This window comes from Dyadobacter psychrophilus (assembly GCF_900167945.1).
Taxonomy (GTDB): Bacteria; Bacteroidota; Bacteroidia; order Cytophagales; family Spirosomataceae; genus Dyadobacter; species Dyadobacter psychrophilus.
On record NZ_FUZA01000013.1, the window covers coordinates 26,416 to 49,069 of the forward strand.

At 45.0% G+C, this 22,654-nt stretch carries 19 protein-coding genes; 10 read left to right on the forward strand and 9 right to left on the reverse strand.

Annotated elements, in window-relative coordinates; all coding sequences use genetic code 11:
* Window positions 1–21: 21 nt before the first annotated feature.
* The 4 genes from B5X68_RS26915 to B5X68_RS26930 all read right to left on the reverse strand — a co-directional run bounded on the left by B5X68_RS26915 (window position 22) and on the right by B5X68_RS26930 (window position 4,786).
* Window positions 22–744 carry an RluA family pseudouridine synthase gene (locus tag B5X68_RS26915; protein WP_082217870.1) on the reverse strand — a complete coding sequence of 241 codons (723 nt, stop codon included), beginning with the start codon at window positions 742–744 and terminating at the stop codon, window positions 22–24.
* 132 nt (window positions 745–876) lie between these two features.
* The gene (locus tag B5X68_RS26920; RefSeq protein WP_082217871.1) at window positions 877–1,587 is read right to left on the reverse strand and encodes an ABC transporter ATP-binding protein; all 711 of its coding nucleotides are present in this window, start codon (window positions 1,585–1,587) and stop codon (window positions 877–879) included.
* A 46-nt stretch (window positions 1,588–1,633) separates the two neighbouring features.
* On the reverse strand, window positions 1,634–2,086 hold the full coding sequence (locus tag B5X68_RS26925; RefSeq protein ID WP_082217872.1) for a hypothetical protein: 453 nt from the start codon (window positions 2,084–2,086) through the stop codon (window positions 1,634–1,636).
* A 36-nt stretch (window positions 2,087–2,122) separates the two neighbouring features.
* Window positions 2,123–4,786 (reverse strand): tetratricopeptide repeat protein, encoded by a 2,664-nt coding sequence (locus tag B5X68_RS26930; RefSeq protein WP_229208585.1) that lies wholly within the window; start codon window positions 4,784–4,786, stop codon window positions 2,123–2,125.
* Between the two features lie 171 nt (window positions 4,787–4,957).
* Here B5X68_RS26930 and atpD point away from each other — a divergent pair, with 171 nt between their 5' ends.
* On the forward strand, window positions 4,958–6,472 hold the full coding sequence (gene atpD, locus B5X68_RS26935; protein ID WP_082217874.1) for a F0F1 ATP synthase subunit beta: 1,515 nt from the start codon (window positions 4,958–4,960) through the stop codon (window positions 6,470–6,472).
* Window positions 6,473–6,559: 87 nt separating this feature from the next.
* Window positions 6,560–6,802 (forward strand): ATP synthase F1 subunit epsilon, encoded by a 243-nt coding sequence (gene atpC, locus B5X68_RS26940; RefSeq protein WP_082217875.1) that lies wholly within the window; start codon window positions 6,560–6,562, stop codon window positions 6,800–6,802.
* A gap of 67 nt (window positions 6,803–6,869) precedes the next feature.
* Here atpC and B5X68_RS26945 read toward each other — a convergent pair whose 3' ends face one another.
* The 4 genes from B5X68_RS26945 to B5X68_RS26960 all read right to left on the reverse strand — a co-directional run bounded on the left by B5X68_RS26945 (window position 6,870) and on the right by B5X68_RS26960 (window position 10,235).
* A complete protein-coding gene (locus B5X68_RS26945; RefSeq protein ID WP_141110438.1) occupies window positions 6,870–7,571 on the reverse strand; it encodes a pirin family protein in 702 nt (233 codons plus the stop codon).
* Window positions 7,571–8,302, reverse strand: a complete 732-nt coding sequence (locus tag B5X68_RS26950; RefSeq protein ID WP_082217876.1) for a dioxygenase family protein — start codon at window positions 8,300–8,302, stop codon at window positions 7,571–7,573. The genes B5X68_RS26945 and B5X68_RS26950 overlap by 1 nt, the downstream gene beginning before the upstream one ends.
* Before the next feature lie 129 nt (window positions 8,303–8,431).
* A complete protein-coding gene (locus B5X68_RS26955) occupies window positions 8,432–9,127 on the reverse strand; it encodes a LytR/AlgR family response regulator transcription factor (RefSeq protein ID WP_082217877.1) in 696 nt (231 codons plus the stop codon).
* Entirely contained in the window at window positions 9,108–10,235 is a 1,128-nt protein-coding gene (locus tag B5X68_RS26960) for a sensor histidine kinase (RefSeq protein WP_082217878.1), read from the reverse strand. The genes B5X68_RS26955 and B5X68_RS26960 overlap by 20 nt, the downstream gene beginning before the upstream one ends.
* A 108-nt stretch (window positions 10,236–10,343) precedes the next feature.
* On the opposite strand from B5X68_RS26960, the gene B5X68_RS26965 reads away from it, so the two are divergent.
* The 8 genes from B5X68_RS26965 to B5X68_RS27000 all read left to right on the forward strand — a co-directional run bounded on the left by B5X68_RS26965 (window position 10,344) and on the right by B5X68_RS27000 (window position 20,334).
* The gene (locus B5X68_RS26965; RefSeq protein WP_082217879.1) at window positions 10,344–11,678 is read left to right on the forward strand and encodes an APC family permease; all 1,335 of its coding nucleotides are present in this window, start codon (window positions 10,344–10,346) and stop codon (window positions 11,676–11,678) included.
* Window positions 11,679–11,705: 27 nt separating this feature from the next.
* Window positions 11,706–14,138, forward strand: a complete 2,433-nt coding sequence (locus tag B5X68_RS26970; RefSeq protein WP_082217880.1) for a TonB-dependent receptor plug domain-containing protein — start codon at window positions 11,706–11,708, stop codon at window positions 14,136–14,138.
* A 203-nt stretch (window positions 14,139–14,341) separates the two neighbouring features.
* Window positions 14,342–16,093, forward strand: coding sequence for a tetratricopeptide repeat protein (locus tag B5X68_RS26975; RefSeq protein WP_082217881.1), 1,752 nt, complete (start codon window positions 14,342–14,344; stop codon window positions 16,091–16,093).
* Window positions 16,083–16,961: a lipoprotein insertase outer membrane protein LolB1 gene (lolB1, locus tag B5X68_RS26980; protein ID WP_082217882.1), complete on the forward strand. Its 879-nt coding sequence runs from the start codon at window positions 16,083–16,085 to the stop codon at window positions 16,959–16,961. Before B5X68_RS26975 ends, lolB1 begins: the two co-directional genes overlap by 11 nt.
* 98 nt (window positions 16,962–17,059) lie before the next feature.
* Complete coding sequence (locus B5X68_RS26985; protein ID WP_082217883.1) at window positions 17,060–18,397, forward strand: murein hydrolase activator EnvC family protein; 1,338 nt, start codon at window positions 17,060–17,062, stop codon at window positions 18,395–18,397.
* 47 nt (window positions 18,398–18,444) lie between these two features.
* Window positions 18,445–19,263 carry a 3-methyl-2-oxobutanoate hydroxymethyltransferase gene (gene panB, locus B5X68_RS26990; protein WP_082217884.1) on the forward strand — a complete coding sequence of 273 codons (819 nt, stop codon included), beginning with the start codon at window positions 18,445–18,447 and terminating at the stop codon, window positions 19,261–19,263.
* A gap of 27 nt (window positions 19,264–19,290) precedes the next feature.
* The gene (locus tag B5X68_RS26995) at window positions 19,291–20,022 is read left to right on the forward strand and encodes an RluA family pseudouridine synthase (protein ID WP_082217885.1); all 732 of its coding nucleotides are present in this window, start codon (window positions 19,291–19,293) and stop codon (window positions 20,020–20,022) included.
* A 9-nt stretch (window positions 20,023–20,031) separates the two neighbouring features.
* On the forward strand, window positions 20,032–20,334 hold the full coding sequence (locus tag B5X68_RS27000) for a DUF6787 family protein (protein ID WP_082217886.1): 303 nt from the start codon (window positions 20,032–20,034) through the stop codon (window positions 20,332–20,334).
* On the opposite strand, the gene B5X68_RS27005 is transcribed toward B5X68_RS27000, so the two are convergent.
* Complete coding sequence (locus B5X68_RS27005; protein WP_170916744.1) at window positions 20,321–22,645, reverse strand: CehA/McbA family metallohydrolase; 2,325 nt, start codon at window positions 22,643–22,645, stop codon at window positions 20,321–20,323. The two genes, B5X68_RS27000 and B5X68_RS27005, sit on opposite strands and share 14 nt — an antisense overlap.
* Window positions 22,646–22,654: the final 9 nt, after the last annotated feature.

The window sequence follows — 22,654 nt, forward strand, 5'->3', positions numbered from 1 at the left end:
ACTTGTAAAAAACCATGCTAACTACACACCAAATTTATTGAGCTGTTTTACAAGTACCTCAAAATCTTTGGGATACGGCGCTTCAACGCGGATTGGATCTCCGTTCATCAGCGTAAACGACAATGCAAAAGCATGAAGCGCAACACGCTGAATAAGAGGTTGTTCCTCAGTTTCTTTCTTTAAATTGAATTTTCGCTTCAGACTGGAAAGAAAAATTGGCTCACCGCCGTATTGCGGATCACATACGATGGGTGCTTTAAGGCAGGAAAGGTGAATGCGGATCTGGTGCATGCGCCCGGTGATGGGAATACATTCTACCAATGTGTACCCGCGGTATACTTTGAGTGTATTAAAAATGGTTTCAGCTGTCTTGCCCTCGGCCCGGTCAATCTTCACCGCAGTGCCGTTTTTCAATGGCAAAATGGGCAAATAAACAGAAATGCTGTCCAGGTTATGAATGCCGTTTGCCACGGCATGGTAACGTTTTGTCACTTCGCGATGCTCGAATTGCATGGCTAAGTGCCTGTAAGCCGCCGGATTTTTTGCAAAAGCCAGCACGCCGGAAGTTTCTTTATCCAGTCTGTGGGCCGCTTGCAGTTCTGAATTGTATTCTTTTGCTAATCTGAGCACACTTCCTCCCCTATCCGCAGTTCTTTCATCCAATGTTGCCAAATGCGGCGGCTTATTAACGAGCAAAAAATCCTCGTCTTCAAATAATATCAGGTCCTTAAAATTGATCTTCATGAGTATTCAAATAAAAATAATCCGGAAAAATAACCACGAACGGTAATTCTTCCGGATTGGCCCAGCTTCCTACGAGCGTTTTCTGGTACAAAGGTAATTAATAATGAATTTAATATTAGCCGAAATTCGATTCTAAACCAAAGCGCTAACCTTCGTGGGGTTTGGATTGATGGTGTCGGATTCGACCAGGCCGTCGCGCAGGCGGACGATTCTGTGGGCATAATGCGCGATGTCTTCTTCGTGGGTCACCATTACGATCGTGTTGCCTTTGCTGTACAGTTGGTCAAACAGATCCATGATTTCGTAGGATGTTTTGGAATCGAGATTTCCCGTCGGCTCATCGGCCAGCAGGATGCTTGGATCATTTACGAGTGCCCGGGCGATGGCCACACGCTGACGCTGTCCACCGGAAAGCTCATTTGGTTTATGCCCTGCCCGGTTTTCAAGCCCCACATTTTTGAGCGATAGCATTGCTTTTTCTGTCCGGTCCGATTTGTTTAAACCGGCATAAATAAGCGGTAAGGCAACATTATCAAGCGAAGACATCCTGGGTAAGAGGTTAAATGTCTGGAATACAAAGCCAATTTCTTTGTTCCGGATTTCTGCCAGTTCACTCTCCGTCATATCGCTTACATCCTTGTTATTGAGAATGTAGCGACCTGTCGTGGGTGTATCCAGACATCCAATAATGTTCATCAAAGTGGATTTCCCGGAACCCGACGGACCCATGAATGCTACATACTCGCCTTTATTTACAGAAATTGTAACCGATTTCAAAGCCTGGATTATCTCGCTGCCCATCACATAACGTTTCGAAATTTCGGTGGTCTCTATGATTCTCATGTGATGCTCTTTTCAGGTTTGGGACAAAAACAAATGATTATTTAGGTTATGAAGCCGCAGAAATTTTTCTCAGGTAAGCATTTGCGAATAACGCTGAAAGAACGACTGCTCCGGAAATGGACTCTTCCTCTACAACCCCTTCATTTTTCCAAAAACTGGTTAAAGAGAATTCCGCAACGTCTTCTGAATGTCTGACAGACCATTTTCTGCGTGTCCAGGATTCGAATTTCCATTCGTATTGCTCGTTTTCGTACGAGATAACAGCAGAGCCTTTCCACAAATTATAACGGATCTGGCCGAGTTCTTTTTGCCCGTCAATGTCTAATATTTTGGTTACTCTTTTCAAAATACCGTCGGTTGTGAATCGTAATAAATAACCGTTCAGCTCACCATAACCGGCATCTTTCCAAAGGCTTGTTTTCAAGAGGCCAACTATGACTTTACCCCGAAAAATGCGGCATTCGGTTCCGCTGATGTTGGATTTCCAGGATAAAGACATGTTGATGAAGTGTAATTATTTTCCTAAAATATCAAATCACTGAAATTCCGCCCTTTGTTTTTCGATAAGTGCCCGCATAGGCTGATAGCGAGTCATAAATTGCTGATAATCGGCAGGCAATGCATACTGCCTCACCTTTTCCTCACCCTCATTTCCCTGACCGATCAACCCCTGTTCCAAACTCAGATACGCATATTGTTCCCAAAGTTGTGGCGCATACTCGTTATATCTCAATGCATTCAGCACCAATTTGTATGCCTTAGCAGTCAATTTCTTCTGTCTGAAATACGTTGAGGCCGCCGAAACTACATTTTCATCGAAAGGGTTTGTACGCACAGCACGATCAAAATTTTTGTCGGAAGGAGATTTTCGGGCGATTTGTAGCAACGAATCAGCAAGGGGTTTTGGCTTGGCGCCGGAGAATAATGTTTCCTTCAATTTTTCAATGGCAGCACTTTGTTCTTTTTCCTGGACCTTATCCAGAAGCACAACAGCGACTTCTTTTTTGTCAGACAAGGCATTCGCCACCGCCATTCCGATCGTACCCTCAACGCCTTCGACCACAGACAATGTTTCAATCGCCTGATCATAAAGGCCGAGTTGTAATAGCCAGTGTCCTAATATTTTATGATACAAATCACTTTTTTCGCCTTCCTCGTCCGCCCATCCCGAAAGTGTTTCGAGCGCTTTAAGTTTACTGCCGCTGTAAAATTCAGAGTACAATGCAGCCAGGCTCAAATCCTGCGAGAGAACCGGGTTTTTTGCCGCCAATGCTGGTAAAAGTTTAGCAGGTAAACTGTCGAGTTTTGCCTGATTTACACCATAATTCAACAAATAGGCAAAAGCAGAGGCGCTTAACAGCGAATCTGTAGGCACCGCGGTTTTGTTAAATGTCTCTTCGGAAAATTTCTGTCTCAAATTCTGAACGGCGAGCCAGTTCGCCTGCCAGGATAGATAATCCCGCTTCTCACTGGCTGACGCGAGCGAATCCAAAAGCCCGGAATCTGTATTTTTTGCAAGGATGGCGAGCAGGTTGGTGGCCGGAATTTCAGCCCTTTTCGTCGCATTTTCTGCTTTTGCGAGATAGTAATATGCCGAATCCGCAACATTGGTTTTATAATATAACATGCCCAGGTTATTGAGCAATTCACCGCTTTTCGGAAATGTTCTGATGCCTTCCTGTAAACTGTAAACAGCATCAAAAAATAGGCTTTCCTGAATCAAAATGCCGCTTAATCCTGAATAGGCTTGCGGCGATGGGTTTTTAAGCAAAGATTGCCTGAAATAAAACGCTGCCGCATTACGGTCGCCCTGCCGCAATGCCAGTGAAGCCAATGCGTAGTTGGATTTATGGTTTTGAAATTCCTGCTGAACAGCCAGCTTATAATATTGCTCCGACAACGAAAACTCTTCCGTGTTTGCATGCAAATCGCCCAAACCATTGAAATAACCTGCAATGGCCTGGTTTACGGGTAGCAATCTTTGGATAGAAAAAAGGACAATCAGAATCGTAAAACCAAACAGCCGCGTTTGGGTAAGTCCGAAACGGAGCGGCTTGTAAAGCACTTTGTAGACAGCCAATTTTTGCTGGAAAAGGGGATAAAAATTGACCAGAACGTAAAATAAAAACAGCACGCTCATCGAAAGCTGGCCTTGCACCACAACGTCCTCCAGTGTCTCCAAAACCGGATCATTGGCGGTCGCAGCCATATAAGCTGTAAAGGAAACAGCGATAATAAACAAGCCTATATAAAGCCAGAAACCAGTGCTTCGGAAAGGAATAATTCCATCCGTTGAATCGGCACGGCGCCTGAAACCCCAAATTCCCAGAATTGCAGCTGCCAAGGCAAGAAAAGCCGGGCTGATCAATGTGACATCCCAATCAATCTGTTTGGTATTTCTCAGATATAATAAAAGAAGCAATAGCAAATATAATATGCTGATGACAAGGAAATTAACCAATCCTGATTTCCCTTTTGAAACAGAGCCACTAGTGCTAAGCCAGACCAGACCCGCGATAATTTCTGTTGAAGAAACGATCAAAAACAAGATCGTAATAATAAGCCAGAATGGGAACGAGTAAGATGCCGCGGTTAATGCTGGAAACGGCGTTTTAGCAACAAATGCAATAAGGATAGCCAGAAAAGCCGTAACACACCCAATGGCAAGAATGCGCCTTGCAATGCCAATATCAGGCCTGAATGCATGGAAATAATAGGTTACGCCAGCATAAAGGATTACGGTCAGCAGGAAAAGTGCACGGTTTACATCTCCAAATGCGCCCAACATTTCCAACCGGGAAAAGGCCAGGAACACGATAAAAATGATCGTTCCTGCCAGATACCAAAATCTGGACATGGTTGTTAACGCCGCAAGAATGATGGTTAGTCCTGAAAGAGAAAAGATCAGAAACAGCGTAACTGATAAGAAGTCAGTCTCCATAACGGAAGCCATAAAGCTTTCCGTAACCAAATGTGTGGGTGTTGAAACGCCATATTGCCATTCGCCAAGTTGCAGTACATCCACCACGGCAGTTGTCTCTGACAATTCACTGATCACATTCCAACGAATCACATTCCCCAGCGGATCAATGCTTTTGACAGCGAGCAAAATCAGCGCCAAAATCAAAACCAGGAAAGCCGCAACCGTCATCCTACGCTCAGACGGCGACCAAACCTTCCAGAAAAAAAACTCCTTCATAAATTTTATTTAAACCGTTTCACGGAATTTTGACTACGAGATTTCGCTAAAACGGACTGATTTTCTAAAAAATATCCAATAAATCAATAATTGTACTCTTGGTACTGACCAAATTATCTCCTACTTTTGCGGTCTGAAAAAAACCTCATTGGAGATAATCAAAATTATATAATGGCAAACGCGACAAACATAGGAAAAATTACGCAGGTAATTGGTCCGGTTGTAGACGTATCATTTGAGGACAGCGGCCGAATTCCGTCTATCCTTGATGCGTTAGAAGTCATCAAATCAAACGGTCAGAGAGTCGTTCTTGAGTGTCAACAACACTTGGGCGAAGACCGTATCCGTACCATCGCGATGGACAGTACCGAAGGTATGCAACGCGGAATGACGGTTACTCCCCTTGGATCACCCATCAGAATGCCGATAGGCGAAGGGATCAAAGGACGTTTGTTCAACGTGATCGGTGAAGCGATCGACGGACTTACACCACTTGACAATTCGAATGGTATTTCTATTCACCGTTCAGCTCCTAAGTTTGAAGATCTTGCAACATCAACGGAGATCCTTTTCACAGGGATTAAAGTAATTGACTTGCTTGCTCCTTATGTAAAAGGAGGTAAAATCGGTCTTTTCGGTGGTGCCGGTGTTGGTAAAACTGTATTGATCCAGGAATTGATCAACAACATTGCAAAAGCTTACGCGGGTCTTTCCGTATTCGCAGGTGTTGGAGAGCGTACCCGTGAGGGAAATGACTTAATGCGTGAAATGATCGAAGCTGGTATCATTAAATACGGCGACGAATTCAAACACAGCATGGAAGAAGGCGGCTGGGATATTTCAAAAGTGGATTATAACACATTGAAAGACTCACAAGCAACTTTCGTTTTCGGACAAATGAACGAACCTCCTGGCGCACGTGCCCGTGTTGCACTTTCAGGATTGACAATGGCTGAGTATTTCCGTGACGGAGATGGCGAAGGTCAGGGTCGTGATATTCTTTTCTTTATTGACAACATTTTCCGCTTTACCCAAGCAGGTTCAGAGGTTTCGGCCCTTTTAGGACGTATGCCTTCTGCGGTAGGTTACCAGCCAACATTGGCAACGGAAATGGGTCAGATGCAGGAACGCATTACATCTACAAAGCGTGGTTCAATCACATCTGTACAAGCGGTTTACGTGCCTGCGGATGACTTGACTGACCCTGCTCCTGCGACAACATTTGCTCACTTGGACGCAACGACTGTACTAAGCCGTAAAGTTTCTGAAAAAGGAATTTATCCAGCGGTGGATCCACTCGATTCAGCTTCAAGGATTTTGAATGCAGAAACATTGGGTGCAGCACATTACGATTGCGCACAGCGTGTTAAGAACATTCTTCAGCGTTACAAAGAATTGCAGGATATCATTGCGATCCTTGGTATGGAAGAACTTTCTGACGAAGATAAGCTTGTTGTTTCACGCGCTCGTCGTGTTGAACGTTTCTTGTCTCAGCCATTCTTTGTTGCAGAGCAGTTCACAGGTTTGAAAGGAACATTGGTTGATATCAATGATACAATCAAAGGTTTCAACCTGATAATGGACGGAAGTTATGACCATCTTCCTGAAATGGCGTTCAACCTGGTTGGAACAATCGAAGATGCGCAGGCAAAAGGAGAAAAAATGCTTGCAGAAGCAACCAGGTAGGTTCATGAGTTTAGAGTTTATGAGTTTAAAATATTTACTCATGGACGCTTGAACTTATAAACTCACTTACTCATAAACTCAAGATTTATGCATTTAGAAATCATCACCCCAGATAAGAAAGTGTTTGCCGGAGAGGCAAATGCTGTTACATTACCGGGTTCTGAAGGACAGTTTCAGGTTTTAAACCGTCACGCACCATTGGTTAGCACGCTGGGCAAAGGGGATGTGGTTGTGGATACAGGAGCTGCAAAGCAAACTTACCTGATCGACGGCGGCGTTGTTGAAGTGCTCAATAACAAAGTTCTCGTTTTGGCTGAGGCTGTTCTGTAAAAATACATAGTAAATGAAAAAGCAGATGTTGCGAAAGCGACATCTGCTTTTTTGTGTTTAAAGCGTGCTATCGAGCCGTTTCCAGGATCAAAATAATCGCATCGTTGGATAATGCTTCAAATTCAACCTGCTGCAAATTTTTCAATGATAGCCCGTCGCGCTTTTCAAGCAATCTGTTTTGAACCTCAAATGCCCCTTCAATGATAAAAATGAAGACTTGATTTCCTGGATTTTTGCAAAGATATACGCCATCCTGTCGCCCCTCGTACTTTCCTATCACGAGATTTTGCTGACTGGCGGGAGCATCCCATATTGGAATAAGCGTATTTTTATCATTTAGGTCAAAAGTGTTTATAGTGTTGTCTTGAAATGGAGAATTGCTATTCAAGAGTCTGATTTGCAGATAATTAATGGCTTGTTCCGGGTATGGGTTTGTGAGTAAAAAACCGTCACCCGGCTCCACCATCAGACTCAGGGATTCACCAGAATCCACATATCGCACATAACCTCTCCCTTCGTCAATTTCAATAGCACCCACCAGCGGTAATAAAATTACCTCAACGGCCTCATCAAAAGGTACTTTACACGAACAATGCGGCAAAAGTGTTTCATCATTCAAAGTCAGTAAATCTCCCGAAGGCTCCCGGTTTTCAGCTTTGTAATGTCCAAAGTTGAAAGTGTAAAATGCACGGTAACCTTCCGCCTGAAACTGCCCTCTCAGGCTTTGAAGAAAAATCTGCGCTTCTGTATCCATTTGAACAGCGATCATTATGCGCTTACAACGATTGCGTGCGTCAATTCGTACCCAGCTGATGCACTGCCTGTTACGGTTGACATTTCCGTAGAAGTGCCGTCGCTGAATACATTATCCCGTGCATTTGTCGTATCCGCTTGTCCGTGGCTTGCGTAAACGCCCTGCGCGTAGACCACTTTGCTGATCGCTTCGGGAAATGCAATTTGCGTTACCAGCAATGATTTTCCGCTCGCATTATACACGTGCACGTGGATGTGTGGCGCGCGGCCGGAATACCAGCCCGGGTAAATGCTTGTGAATGTGACCAACCCATTCGCGTCACTGGTTTGGCGGCCTCTCAGGAAATGCACATTCGTGTAATTCGTTGATTGCATTCCAGACCCGCCATATTCCGAGTAGTTTCCTCCAGCATCGCAATGCCAAATATCGACCAGCGCACCGGCGAGTCCTTCGCAGCTTTTATTGAGGTTTTGGATGGTGATTTTGACCGATAGCTTTGTTCCTTGTCTGTCTGATGTAATGTCGTTGGTCACGAGATTAGCTGGCGACTTGGTCGGAAACGGCCCTGCCGTTTCCGAGGCAGTAACCGTACAGGCGCCTGATGAAGAGCCAGTTGTGTTTCCGGTTGTTGTTTCTGATCCAGCTTCAACGGGGTCAATCGTATCGCTGGAACAGCTGATCAGGGGTGCAATTGCGGCAAAACCCAATGCAGAAAATCCTCTCCTTAAAAATTCTTTGCGTTCCATATTTTTTGCAACAGTTCATGTGATTCTAAATACATAATCGTATCAATCAGGGCGAATGTTGCAGTAGCCTGTCAATGTGTCGGTGAATAGGCTGATTGTGACGGTAAACGCCCGAATATGAAGTCTTTTCTAACGGTTTTTCCAGCTAAGAATAAAGTCAAGATAACTGTCGCTGATGGGCAGTTCTTTTCCGGAAACGAGCTTAACCTTCTTATTTTGAATTGATTTTACAAATGCATCGGGGACAATATAACTCCTGTGAATGCGGCTGAAACGGCTTTGCGGCAGGATCTCCAAAATGCCTTTCAGCGACATCAATGTTAAAACAGGATGCCTTGAACTGAGCAAATGGATCTTGATATAATCCTCCATACTTTCAATGAATTCAATATCATCCAGCCCGATCTTGACAACTTTATACTTGGACCTCACTACAATAAAATCTGAGACATGAACTGATGCAGATCTAAGAAATTGATAGCGCTCTACGGCCTTATTGACAGCTTTTTCGAAGCGTTCGAAACCGATGGGTTTCAATAAATAATCCAATGCTTCCAGCTCAAATCCTTCGTGCGCAAACTTTTTATGCGCTGTTGTAAAGATGACCATTGGTTTGTTTTCCAAGCGCGAAACCAACTCCAATCCGGACATATCCGGCATATTAATATCTATAAAAAGCAAATCTATGTTATTGTTTTGCAAGAAATCAGCACCTGCAAGGGCGTCGTCAAAGGTTTGGACAAGATCGAGGGATACGATTTTTGAAATGTAGTTTCTCAATACGTCCAACGCCAGCGGCTCGTCGTCAATGGCTATGCATTTCATTGGATTTCAGTTTTAAATTCACCGAAAAAATTTCACCGTCGTTGTCGATCTTTAAATTGTAATTCCCGGCATACAGGAAATCGAGGCGCTTTTTTGTATTTACGATCCCCACCCCTGCCCGGTCAGGATCTTTGTTGGAGTCAAAAACTTTGTTTCGACAAAAAAACCGGATTTCGTCAGCCGCGGTATTTATTTTAATCTCAATTTTTGAGGCATAATGATTGCTCACACCATATTTAAAGGCATTTTCAACGAAAGTCATCAGGATTAAAGGTGCGATTTGAGTTTGCGCATGAAGCTCGTTGACTTCAAATAAAACACTTGTTTTTGCATTAAGCCGCAGTTTTTGTAAGTCAATGTAATTCTCGAGACAATCGATTTCATCTTCCAGGGCGACAAAGTTTTCTGTTGCCTCTTCGGTAATGTAACGCATCATTTTTGATAATTTCAGGACACTCGGCGCCGTATTTTCACTTTGATTTACTGCTAATGCATAAATGTTATTCAGCGTATTGAACAGAAAATGCGGGTTGATCTGGGCTTTGAAAAATGATAATTCCGCCTGCGCTTTATCTGCCTCGGATAGGATAGCCCTTTTCTCCGTAAGGCGCCACTGCTCGGAGATTTTGGCAGCCATAGCAATCACCCAAATCATTATGAACAACACCAGGCTCACGAAATCAACAGAGGGCGCACCTGCGTTTCTCGGCGGTGGTGGTCGGAACTCTGTTCCTTCCCTATGCGGAGACATTGGTTGCGGCGGCGGCCTGTCAAAACGGTTTCGCTGCCCCATTTCCTGCTGACTGTGAAATTGCTGAAAAATCAGGTTTTCAAAGGGCTGCGTATAATGTATGAGTACAATGAGCCCGAAAGAGCTGACAATGTATAGCAAATGCCGCTGTTTCAAATAAAGCTTTGGGATCAACCAAAGGTAATTGAAGTAAAACAGGAAGACATAAATCGCCGCGAATACCCAGAAATGACCCGATTTCAACAATGCAAACCCAACATCAGGATTCGAATCTCTGGACATGATGGTAATGGGAAGGCTTATGAATATGAGCCAGCCGGCGATATGGACGATCCAAAGATTTTTAGCCTGAAACATAAAGACTGAATGTCAATGGTTTGCTGCAATGTAAATCATTAACAATATAGCGAGTTACAAAAAGAAAAAGTTTTCCTATTTTCGAAAAGCACATTTTCACTCCTCCCCATGCAACAACCCGCAGCCAAAAATGAACTTTTCAAAATCCTCGGTGTCGGTTTTGGCGTCGCTGTGACCGTGGGTGGCACCATAGGAACAGGAATTCTGAGAAAACCCGGCCCGATTGCAGCCCAACTGGGCGACTACTGGCTTATAATGGGACTTTGGGCAGCCGTAAGTTTATATGCTTTTCTGGGAACATTGTGCACAATAGAACTCGGAACTTCCATGCCGAAAGCCGGTGCCTGGTACATCTATGCACAACGTGCATTCGGGAACTATGCCGGGTTCGTTGTGGGCATAAATAGCTGGTTAGGAACGTGTTCCGCGCTAGGATTCGGTGTTTATACCATGAGCGAGTATCTCGCATTGCTCATTCCGGCTTTCGTTGGTTACGAGCCATACGTTGCGGCTGGTATGTTGCTAATCTTAACCGGAATACACTGGATAGGGCTGGCATTAGCAAGCAGCTTCCAAAATGTAATGAGCGTGCTGAAAGGTCTGGGCTTATTCGTTTTTGTAGCGGTTTGCTTCATTTACGGAGATGAAGTAACTGCCGAACAAGCGCAGTTGACAACCAGCAAAATTGTAGAAACCGGAAGCTGGATTGCGCCGGTAATATTTTCTCTGCAAGCTATTTTTTACACTTATGACGGCTGGCACACAGCTGCATACTTTTCAGAAGAAGACCGCGACCCGACCAAAAACCTGCCGCGTTCCATGATTGGCGGCGTTTTGCTGATCATTATTATTTATCTGCTCTGCAACCTGGCTATTTTGCATGTGCTGCCAATGGACGAATTATCGCAGTCCAAGCTTGCTGCCGCGGATTCCATACGCCTGATTTTCGGGGAAGGATCAGGAAAAATTGTGACACTTTTCCTGATGATTTCTATCCTGGGAATAGTGAATGCGCAGTTGCTTTTTAACCCGCGGGTTTTATACTCCATGAGCCGCGATGGACTGTTTTTTCGGGGAGGAATGACAGTAAACAAAGGCGGAACGCCGGCAGTTGCCATGCTTGTAACCTCCGCAGTGGCCATTACATTGATCCTGATTGGCAAGGACGCGACCGAAAAGCTTTCGGACATTGCAACATTCTTCTTTGTGCTTGGTTATACGTCGGGATTCGCGTCCTTATTAGCATTACGAAAGAAGGAGCCGGAGATGGCGCGTCCCTGGAAAGTGCCCGCCTACCCTACCCTGCCCATTATAATGTTGATTTTATCAATCGCATTTCTTGTCGGTGCAGTCATTCAGGACATTGCAAGCAGTCAGTATGCGCTTCTTTTTCTCGTTATCAGTTATCCTGCTTACTTGCTGGTAAGCCGGCTGAACCGTTAATTATTTAGCCATTTTAAAATTGAAAATATGCCATGGATCAACAAAGTTTTGAAAAAAGGCCTGATTCCCTTACTCCTGCTGCTGTTGGCTGGTTTTCAGTGGGTTGATGATGATTTTACTCAACGCATTGCTGCCAAATTGCTTGATTACCGAAGGGTTTTTCCGCAAGAAAAGGCATATCTGCATCTGGATAAGCCCTATTACACGACCGGCGATACGCTTTGGTTTAAAAGCTATCTCGTGGAAGGCTCGCTGCACCTTGCAGACAGCGCCAGCAACTTGTTATATGTCGATCTGATCGAACAGCGGACAGGCAAGAATGTGGCCTTGCGCCGCGTACAGTTGTCAGGCGGCATTGGACATGGTGAAATCGTGCTCGCGGATTCAATTGCAAAAGGAGCTTACACGATAAGGGCATATACCAATTGGATGCGTAATTTCTCAGCGGATTATTTTTTCCAAAAAAACATATATCTGTTTGATCCTGAGAATATTGCTGAACCTGCTACTCCTATTGCGGTTGACTTACAATTCTTTCCTGAGGGCGGTCAGCTTGTTGCAGGCGTAAATACGCGCGTTGCATTTAAAGCAGTAGGCGGAAATGGCCTTGGATACGATGTGAGCGGCTTTATTCTTGATAAAAGCAAGGATACTGTGGCTTTTTACAAAAGCGATCATCTTGGCATGGGACGGTTCCAGTTTGAGCCGAAATCAGGAGAAGTTTACAGTGCATTTGCGAAAGGAAAAGATGGGCAAATTTCCAGATTCGATTTTCCGAAAGTGATGGAAAGCGGCTATGCAATGATCGTAGACAATCTTTCTAACCCATTGAAAATGCGTGTGATTGTTTATTTTAAAATGCCGGGCAAACAGGAATCAGGCATACATATCGTGGGCCATTCCCGAGGCATTGTAGCATTCGTTGCGAAAGGCAAAGTCACCGCCAAAGGCTTGATGCTAAATCTTCCAACCACAGAACTACCCGATGGCATCACGCATTTGACGCTCTTCGATGAACAAAGTAAGCCGGTGAGCGAAAGGCTGGTTTTTATTAATCATAACAGGAGCCTTAATGTTAAAATTGCTCCCGCAAAAACCACTTACAAGCCGCGTGAAAAGACGGAGGTAGAAATCGCGGTTACCGATTCCGCCGGCAATCCGGTTGAAGCAAATGTTTCAGTTGCGGTAACCGATGCAGGGCAGATATTGCAGCAGCCTAATGATGAAAATATTGCTTCCTATCTCCTGCTTTCGTCAGATCTGAAAGGTTTTGTCGAGCAGCCTGCCTACTATTTTGATCCGACAAAGTCCGAGCGGAAAATTCACATGGATTATCTGATGATGACACATGGCTGGACTCGTTTTAAATGGGAAGATGTGTTTGCCGACTCACTTTCCGTTCCGCAACGATATGTGGAACAAGGTATTACGTTGGAAGGCGAAGTAAAGCGAAATAATAAAAAGCTTAGCGAAAAGGTAATGCTCTCCATGTATTTAAGCAATGATAGCCTGAACACTTTCATGACCTCCGAAACGGATGCAAATGGCCGGTTTGGGATATATAACCTCGTCTTTGCCGATTCCCTGAAGATTCGGCTCCAGGGAATGAATAAGAAAGGAAATGCAAACCTTTCTTTTAGGCTTGACCCTTTTGATGCGCCCAGGGCGACATTACTGAAAGCGCCTTTTTACCCGATAACCGTAGATGCGAAGCAACTTTTAGAGTTCTTAAAAAGAGCTGAGCAAGACCAGGAAATAGCACGGAAAATACGCGAAAACCGGGAACGGTTATTGCAGGAAGTAACCATTAAGGGAAAGAAAGAAGTGCAGCGTGATCCGAGAAAATTATATGGGTCCGCGGACGCTTCCATCAAAGTTACAACGCAAATGGCATCAGGGGGAAGAAGCATTCTGGACATTCTTGCGGGCAGAGTAGCTGGCGTTCAAGTGATTGGGTCCGGAATGAATGCTTCGGTTTTTATCCGGGGAAATCGCGGTGAGCCGCTGTTTGTTCTGGATGGTATGCCGGTGGACAAGGACATGATCTCTAATCTGAACACTTTTGATGTGGAGTCGATCGATGTTTTGAAAGGCCCGTCGGCAGCTATTTTCGGAAGCCGTGGAGGCAACGGGGTAATTTCAATTTTGACCAAACGTGGGAATGAAAACTATGATTACTCGCAGGATGTTGTGCCGGGTGTGCTGGTTTCGAAAATAGCCGGCTTTAATGTGCCAAAAGAATTTTATGCTCCGACTTACGAGGTTAACAGGCCGCAAAATGTAAATCCGGACTACCGATCAACTGTATTTTGGGCACCGATGTTGAGGACTAACAAGCAAGGTAAAGCCAGATTTGCGTATTTTAATACAGATGCGGTGACAAATATAGATATCCGTGCAGAAGCGTTAAGTACATCCGGCATTCCGGGATTTGGAAAAATATTGTATTCAATTGATTAATAGCGGCTTTGAAGTAATTAACCGAGTTTGTGAAACTTTCCGGCTCCGTTGATTTTCAGACAAGAATACCGGCTTTTGAACGTTACTAATCTTATTTGGCCTGTTGAGCGGACAAATCATACAGACAAAAAAATTGGTAACTTTGATTTTTAAGTTTAAATGACCTGTCACGTCTTCGGATCTGACCCTGTTTAGATAGAAATATGAGGACTGAATATATAAAATGGACCCTGCTTATCTGCCTCATTGCGAGTGTGTTTGTAACGCAAAATGTACAAGCGCAGCGACGCGGTAAGGAACGTGAAAAAGAACCGGAAAAATCGGAAACGACAAGCCTGCGGCTGGAAGAGGAATCGCTTGCAACGGAAGGAATGAAGTTCATGATGAAGGACGAGCCCGACCGCGCACTTCCTGTTTTTCAAAAACTTGTTCAGAGCAGCGGAAATGATCCGGCCAGCCACTATTTGCTTGCTACGGCGCTCGTTAAGCTGGAAAAGTATGATGACGCCATTGTTTCGGCAAAAAAAGCATTTGACCTTGATAAGGAAAATATTTACTATTCCCAGCAGCTGGCGGAGTTGTATGCAAAGCGCCGGAAATATCCGGAGGCCGCAGAAATTTACGAAAAGCTTTTGCAAAAAAGTCCAGGCAACATTCAGTACGGCGTTGAGCTGGCAGCTGTGTATGTGTTTAATGATCAGTTCGATAAGGCCATTGAAACTTATAATGTTCTTGAAAAATCCCTGGGAGTAACAGAAGAAATTACGCACCAGAAAGAACAGCTTTATTTAAGACAAAATAACCTTGACAAAGCCCTTGGAGAAGCCAAAAAACTGATCGCTGCAGAACCGGGTGAAGTTAGTTACCTCGTAGAATTAGCCGAAATGCTGATAGCCAACGAGCGGATTGTAGAAGCGGTGGCTCCTCTGGAGGAAGCACTCAAAGTGAATCCGGACGAAGCACAAGCGCATGTTTTGCTGGCAGACATCTACCGTAGAAATGGCGACGTTCAGAAATGTAATCAGGAACTCAAACTGGTTTTCGCCAATCCTAATCTCGACTCAGACCCCAAAATACGTGTTTTGACAGGTTATTTAACCATGCTCAAAACAGAGGCGGAAATTGGTGAGGCCATTGAACTGGCCAAACAGCTTTACGAAACGCACCCCAACGAGTCCCGCACAAATGTCATCTACGCAGATCTGCTTATGCGGCAAAATAAAAAAGCCGAGGCGCGCGACCTGTATGCAAAAGCAGCTCGGATCGATGGCTCGGTTTTCCAGGTTTGGGGGGCCATATTGCAGCTTGATGGCGATCTAAATCAGGTAGATAGCATGCTTGTCCATTCTGAAAAAGCACTGGAGATTTTTCCGAATCAGGGCATTTTTTGGTATTCCAATGGCACGGCACAATTGGCGAAGAAAAATTTTAAAGAAGCACTGTCGTCATTTGAGGAAAGCCTGAAACTGATTGGCGACAAGCCCGAACTGATCCCGGTTATCCATGCACAGATGGGCGACGCTTACAATGGCCTGGGCGATCATGAGAAGTCTGATGCGGCTTACGAGCTCTCGTTAAAAGACAATCCCAACAATGATTATGTTTTAAATAATTATAGCTATTACTTGTCTCTGCGCGGAGAGAAGCTTGATTTGGCACTAAAAATGTCTGCCAAGCTCGTTCAGGAACATAAGGATAATCCTACTTACCTCGATACACACGCCTGGGTGCTATATGTGCGGAAGGACTATAAAAAAGCAAAGGAGTTTTTGGAACGGGCCATGGTCGACACCAGCAGTGTAAGTGGCACGATTGTTGAGCATTATGGTGACGTACTTTTCAAACTTGGCGAGCGTGACAATGCTGTTGCGCAATGGAAAAAAGCCAAAAGTATGGGCGAAACAACCGAACTTCTTGACAAAAAAATAGCAACAGGTGCATTACATGAGCAATAAAATTACGGTTTGGACAGTCGCAATCAGTTTGATCTGCTTGTCGGCCTGCCACAAACCGCGTATCTCCAAAAACAATAATCCCATTCCCAGTGATTCCCTGGTTATCGCGGCTCCGGATTTAGCAGATTCGTTGGCCGCTGTTGCAACGACGGATTCTTCGTCTGTAAAGTCGGCGGATTCTTCTGCTGCAGACGAGCCGGGATCTGTTAAGGTCAATTCCATTTCATTTGATTATTTAGTAGCCAAGTCAAAAGTCGATTTCAAAAGCAAATCGCAGGATTTTGATAACACAACCATTAATATTCGGATGAAGAAGGACAGTATTATCTGGCTTTCTGTGACGGGTGTTGGGTTTGAAGTGGCGAGGGGATTAATTACCCCTGATTCTATCGTATTCATGGATAAAATCCATAAGGATTACTTCGTATTCAGTTATGAGCAGCTCAGCAAAAAGTATAATTTCGATTTGAATTTCGCGCTTTTGCAGTCTGTGATTGTGGGTAACCTACCATTTCCGCAGCAGCCGGATTCGCGTTTTGTGAAAGAAAATGAGTTTTATGTGCTCAAACAGATCGTGGAGCGGTTGGAAGTGGATAATTATATCGGCGAGAGCAATCTGAAACTCTCGCGGCTTAAAGCGACGGAGGTTCCCACGCAAAATACTTTTACGCTGGATTACTCGGATTTCAAGGATGTAAGGAGCTTTCTTTTTCCTTTCACAAGCCACATCGACCTGAATGTTAAGTCACAGAAAGACCAGCAGATAAATCAAACCACTATGCGGATAAAGCATAGTAAAGTTGATCTGGTTACTGAAAATCCTGGATTTCCGTTTAATGTACCGGCTTCCTATAAGCGAAAAAGGTAAAAATCAGGGGGTGAGTTGGAGATCATAGGGTCAAAAACCCTAAGTCTGCTTAACTTTGCCTGCCTTTTCCAGGAATTTTGGCCGCAAGAATTAACTGTATGCCCTTTCAAAAACCGTATTTTCGTCGCTTACTATTACTGCTAACGTTCATCTTTTGTGCGTCCCTGGGTGCCCACGCGCAGAAAACGCGTGAACAGCTCGAACGGGAGAAAAGCGAAAACCAAAATAAAATCAAGGAAATCCAAAGCATTCTGCGCCAGACAGCTTCTCAGAAGAATGTTAACCTTGGCCAATTGAAGGCGCTTAACCAGCAAATTAATACATACAAAAAGCAAATAGACCTGCTTTCAGATGATCTGGACTTGCTCAATAAGGAATTGCGGGTTCTTGAGAAAAAAAGGCAGACGCTTGATAGCAGTTTGGCCAAACTGAAAACGGAGTACGGGCACATGATCTACGAGGCTTCAAAAAGGAACGTCTACTTCAATCAATTGGTTTTCCTGTTTTCCTCCGGGACTTTTAACCAGTTTGTGCTGCGATACAAGTATTTAAAACAGTATACAGAAGCGCGGCAGGGACAGGTTAAGGAGATGGAGATTGTGCAAGACCGGCTGATGGCAGAGCGCAGGCGCATTACTGTAAAGCAAGACCAGCAAAAAACGGTTCTGAACACACGTGTGACCGAGAATACGAAGCTGGAAGGTCTGAAAACGAAACAAAATGAAGTAATTCAGGAGCTTTCGCAAAAAGAGGTGGAGCTTCGGAAGCAAATTGCTGAGAATAAGCGCGCTACGGACCTTTTGGAAGCCAACATCCGCCGCATTGCAGAACGGGAGCGACGCGAGCGTATCGAGCGAGAGCGTAGAGAGCGGGAAGAGAGAGAGGCGAGACGAAAGGCTGAGCGAGAAAGACTTGCACGTGAAAACGCTGAAAGAGAGAAGAAAGGTGAAGCGGCTGTTGTTGCAGAACCTGAGGAAGAAGCGCCTGTAACCTCAGGTGGGATGAGTGAAGAGGAAACAACCCTTGCATCGTCATTCACCGCCTCACAAAACAGATTGCCCTGGCCGGTAAAAGGATTTGTGTCAGGCCATTTTGGTCAGCGTCCACATGCTGTGTTAAAGGGGGTAATGGTTGATAATCTGGGTGTTGACATTCAAACGACAGCCGGGGAGCCGGTTCGCTCGGTTTATGACGGCGTGGTGCTGGATGTAACCGAAATGCCTGGAATGGGCAATGTTGTTGCGATCCAGCATGGTAATTACATGACTATTTATGCAAAAATGAACGGCGTTACGGTGCGGGCCGGACAAAAAGTGAAAGCCCGTGAAAATATCGGCAGAGTGGCCACAGACAGTGATGGCACGTCCGAACTGCAATTCCAGATCTGGAAAAATACGTCACGGCTCAATCCTGAAAGCTGGCTGATCCACAGGTAAGCCGAAGTTTCGGGGAATTTATTATTTACTCATTTTGATCCTAGATTATGTCAATCCATACTCCTGATATAAAGCGCGTTACTACTCACATCATTCAGGAAATGAAAACTCGTGGGGAGAAAATTTCCTGTCTTACTGCCTACGACTATTCCATGGCAGGCATTGTGGACGCGGCCGGTGTAGAGCTGATCCTGGTAGGGGATTCGGCTTCCAATGTAATGGCCGGGCACGAAACTACTTTGCCAATTACGATTGATCAAATGATTTACCACGCAACATCCGTGGTAAGGGCTGTAAAACGAGCATTGGTTGTAGTGGATCTGCCTTTTGGATCCTATCAGGGAAATTCACGTGAAGCATTGAATTCTGCGATCCGGATTATGAAGGAATCGGGGGCGCATGCTGTGAAACTGGAAGGCGGATTAGAAATAAAAGATTCGATCACCCGCATATTGAGCGCAGGAGTGCCGGTAATGGGGCATTTGGGGCTTACACCGCAATCCATTTATAAATTCGGGACTTATACTGTGCGTGCGAAACAAGAGGCGGAGGCGCAGAAATTAGTTGAAGATGCGCAAATGCTGGAAGAAGTAGGCTGTTTCTCGGTTGTTTTGGAAAAAATCCCATCCAAACTTACCAAACAAGTGTCTGAGACTGTAACGATCCCGACGATCGGGATAGGAGCGGGGCCGCATGCAGACGGTCAGATTTTGGTTTTGCATGATCTTTTGGGCATTAATAAAGCATTTAAGCCCAGGTTTTTACGCCGCTATGCAGATCTGAACGGCGTCATGACAGATGCGATATCGAATTATATACAAGACGTAAAAGGTAAGTCGTTCCCGAATGAGCAGGAATCGTACTGACCTTTTTAAAAGTAAAGAACAAATTATATGGCAAAGCGACCATTTCAGATCATATACGAAGACAATCACCTTATCATTGTCAATAAAGAGCCTGGCATTTTGGTGCAGGGAGACGTGACAAAGGATAAGTGTCTGCTCGATATGGTGAAAGAATACATTAAGGAAGAATATCAAAAGCCAGGCGCGGTGTTTTTGGGCACGGTGCACAGGCTGGACAGGCCGGTTAGCGGACTCGTTGTATTTGCAAAAACATCCAAGGCGCTGGAGCGGATGAATGAAATTTTCCGTAAACGCGATGTGCAGAAAACTTATTGGGCTGTTGTTAAGAACCGTCCTGCTGAGAAAAAGGGGAAATTGGTACATTATCTTTCCAAAGACGAGTCCCGCAACGTGACAACGGCCTACGATTACGAAAAACCCGGCACGCAGCGTGCGGAGCTATCTTACCGCTGGCTGGGGGAGATCAATAAATTTCATTTGTTGGAAGTGACACCCGTTACAGGCCGCCCGCATCAGATCCGCGTGCAGCTTGCTTCCATGAACTGCCCGATCCGGGGTGATGTAAAATATGGTTACCCGTTGGGAAATCGTGATAACAACATTAATCTCCATGCACGCAGGTTATATTTTGAGCATCCCGTGAAAAAGGAGCCCATCATTTGTAAGGCGGGCGTTCCTAATGATCCGTTTTGGGAAGAATTCTTGTCATTGGATAATGAGGAAATCAAGCCAGAGCATTTGGATTTTCTTTATGAATAAATTCTGCTCATGATAGAAAAACTGAAAGAGCGCTGGAATGTTCGAAACGGTTGGGATGTATTAGTCATTCTGATCGTTTTCGCATGTACGGGGTTTTCAGTTTTGTATGCCAAACGGGGCTTGTTTTATTTGATAGGCTTAACGTCAGAGTCACCAACCTGGCTGCGCTGGACGGTCAATATCGTCATTATTTTACCGCTATATCAGGTTATCCTGCTTGCATGGGGCTGGATTTGGGGGAAATTCGACTTCTTTTGGGAATTTGAAAAGCGAATGTTCAGCCGGATTGGGGCGATGTTTAAAAGGAAATGATCGCCTGATATTTCTTCCTGGCCTCGTCATAAGCTGCTTCTGCCGCCTTCTTTTCCTCCGCACGAATGTTTGGCTCCTTCATTTTCCAGCATTGATCCAATGTCGCCAGGCACCATTCCGCGCTTTTTTTCTCTATAACAGGTTTGTTGTCCACCTTTATAAACACCGGATTTGAATGTGAGCTTGGATAAACCCGGACAGCCGCCCAACCCGATTTAACAGGCTTATAGGAGAATTTCACATTGTTTACGGTGCCGTCTGCATTAATTTCCGTCGTATCAACGGCCTCTCCGTTTACGATCAATTCGACACTAACTTTCCTCGATTTTTCAATCCGCGCACGCTCAATGTCCCAGTAGGGCATTAAAATGATAGAGGTTTTCGCGATCGTTTCGCCTGCTGCATCCTGTTTTTCAGGAAGATAGGCGGCTACATTCGCTGAGATATTAACGGTTTCATTGGCTTTGATGCCAACCTCACTATCACCCACGCCAGCCTCTTTTCCGTTGATTGAAAAATCCATAATATGCGATTTTCCATCCGAAACATAACTTCTGCCTGATTTGATAGCTGCTACATAATTGTCATAACTATACGGCCCGACAGGCTTGAAATAGCTCCTTGCCTGGCCCACGCGCGCATCTGTAATGCAGGGGAAATCGGTTTCACCGCTTAGCCGGGGCCGAAAACCGCAGTTTAATGTGTGGTAATACATGTTCAGTTCCCACGGAGCCGGCGTGTCACCGGCACTGAAAAAGTCAACCAGATCATTTGTAACTGTAACAATATATTCGTTAGCACCAATTCCATCCATTTTCGGGACAATGTAGTTAGGCAGCTTGTCCGTAGGCTCCAATGGCTGTAAACCCCAGCCGGAATGTGCATATCCCACAACGCCGCCCTGCGATTTGGCCCAGGAAAGCACGGGCGCAGTCCAGCTAGGCCATTGTTCAATGCGTGTGGTGCCGGGATAATCGTCCTCTTTAATCCTTAGCAGCACAATATGCCCGGAATGTGAGGATGGGAAGCCGGAAACTTCCACATCATTGCGCATAATGTTCTTTTTGTCGGACAGCGGGTGGTCTTTCCCCGTAAAAAACGTTTTTTGATGATACCAGCTTGGTCCCCAGGCGAGATTAGCAGCCAGATTCAGGTCTTCCCCCAATGCCTGGCGCCACATATCCTTTGGATCAACGCCTTCGGTAGGACTATCATAATGGCTGCAGCCTGCTGCATGAATGTGATGATCCGCACTGTGCCAGCCCAGCTTAGTCATTTGTATCCAGCGTTTTAGCTCGAAATAAACAGTTACCGAATCCCTATTTTCCGGAACAATGATCTCTTTGGTTTGCTTCAAGTACTCGGGTCCGCGGGTGTAACTTACCTGATATTTACCCGCAGGCAGCATAACATGTTCACCATCAGCGCGGTAAATTTGGGGTTGGAAGAAAAAATCGGGATATGTGTCGGATGCAGCAACGCGTCGGGACGGAAGCGGATAAATCCCTGAAAACTTTCCCGATGCATGCGCCTGGCCGTCAGTGATAAGGAAGGAAGCCATCGTGGGTTTACCATCGACGTCTTTGACATTGAACTTCACTTTTACAGCAGCTTTTACATTAAAAAGAATGTGTGTGGAATTCCTGAAACCAAGGTCCTGTGAGCCCTGACCAACATTGTAAGCAACTTCTATATCACGCTGGCCGGCATCTTTGGAATAAATCTGGACAGTTGCGTATTCCAGCTTCAAACCCGTAAGATTTTCCTGCAAAGGCGGTTTGGTATACATTTGAATTTCCGCGAACCGGTTTGCAGTTTGACCGGGCGTCAGTTCGTGTTCTTTCTTGACTTTGGGTTCAAAAGACGGGGAGTGATAAGGTTTTGCCGCATTGGGGCTTTCGGCGACAAGCTTGGCGGTTATGCCGGCGTCATTATTTATTCTTACCAAAAAACCTGTCCAACCACCCTGCACTAATGTTGCCTTTGCAGCTCCTCTTAGCACTTTCACACGCCCTTCGGGGTTTATATCTACTATATTAAGGCAATAGGGATCGAAAATTTTTTGTATCTCAATAACCGTTTCTTGCGTCAAAGGCTTGTCGCGCAAAGCATTCAGTTTCTTTGTGTCATCTGGCGCTAATGCATTTCCTGAGAATGTAAGTGCTTCTTGCAACCGCAATGCTTGCGCCAGTAAGGGTTGGGCCTCCACAGCTTTTGTCTGCGGCTGCGCTGCGTGGTCGTGGTCGTGGTGCTGTGCAAACAGCACAAAGGGCAAAAAAAGTTGGATGAAGAAGAGCGTAGATTTTTTCATATATATGAA